Origin of the sequence: Mesorhizobium sp. B1-1-5 (assembly GCF_006443065.1) — a bacterium.
GTDB lineage: Bacteria > Pseudomonadota > Alphaproteobacteria > Rhizobiales > Rhizobiaceae > Mesorhizobium.
This window is the reverse complement of the sequence record NZ_VFWS01000665.1, coordinates 1-1,035: the sequence shown is the minus strand read 5'-3', so window position 1 is coordinate 1,035 and position 1,035 is coordinate 1. Positions and strand designations below refer to the sequence as shown.

General features: G+C 66.3%; 2 pseudogenes. One reads left to right on the top strand and one right to left on the bottom strand.

Annotated features, from left to right (window positions below):
• Window positions 1-600: pseudogene (locus FJ980_RS34215) on the top strand (ABC transporter permease); the annotation flags it as partial.
• On the opposite strand, the pseudogene FJ980_RS34210 reads toward FJ980_RS34215, so the two are convergent.
• Window positions 597-1,035, bottom strand: a pseudogene (locus FJ980_RS34210) (ATP-binding cassette domain-containing protein); the annotation flags it as partial. The pseudogenes FJ980_RS34215 and FJ980_RS34210 sit on opposite strands and share 4 nt — an antisense overlap.

Here is a 1,035-nt window from a genome sequence, read left to right as displayed (position 1 = left end):
CTGCTGATCACCAGGCTCAACGTCGCGCCCTTCATCGACACGCTCGGCGTGCTCTATGTGGCGCGCGGCTTCGCGCTGCTTTCCTCCGACGGCCGCACTTTCCCCAATCTCGTCGGCAAGCCGGAACTCGGCACCACCGGCTTCGGCTTCCTGGGTGCCGGCCGGCTGCTCGGCCTGCCGGTCTCGATCTGGATCCTGATCGTGGTGGCGCTGGGGGCGGCCTATCTCGCCCGCTACACGCCGCTTGGCCGCCACATCTTCGCCGTCGGCGGCAATGAGCGCGCCGCGCGCATCTCGGGCGTGCGCGTTAATATGGTCAAGATGTTCGTCTACATGTTCTCCGGCTTCTGCGCGGCAATCGTCGGGCTGATCATCTCGTCGGAGCTGATGGCCTCGCATCCGGCGACGGGCGAGAGCTTTGAGCTCAACGCCATCGCCGCGGCGGTGCTTGGCGGCACTTCGATGTCGGGCGGCCGCGGCACGATCGGCGGCACCATCGTCGGCGCCTTCGTCATCGGCATCCTTTCGGACGGGCTGGTGATGATGGGCGTGAGCTCGTTCTGGCAGATGGTGATCAAGGGCCTCGTCATCATCGTCGCCTCCGTCGCTTCGGCGCGGTCGAACATGCCGGTCAATCTGCCATTGCTCATCACCGCGATGCGGTCGGACAGCGCCATCACCTCGTCGAGGTCCGAGGTGGCGAACAGGATGCCCAGCCCGTCGCGCGAAAGCTTGCGCATGGTGCGGAAGACATCGGCCTTGGCGCCGACATCGATGCCGCGGCTGGGCTCGTCCATCAGAAGCACTTTCGGTCCGGTGAGCAGCGCCTTGCCGATCACCACCTTCTGTTGGTTGCCGCCCGACAGCGACGAGACCTCCTGCGCCGGGTCGGCGACCTTGATTGCGAGTTCCCGCACCATCTGCATCACAGCCTGCCGCTCGGCACCGCCGCGGATGTGAAACAGGCGCACGAAGCGCGAGGGCCTGGTGTCGATCCTGTCGGTCGCCAGCAACCTGACGATGGCGACCGACAGG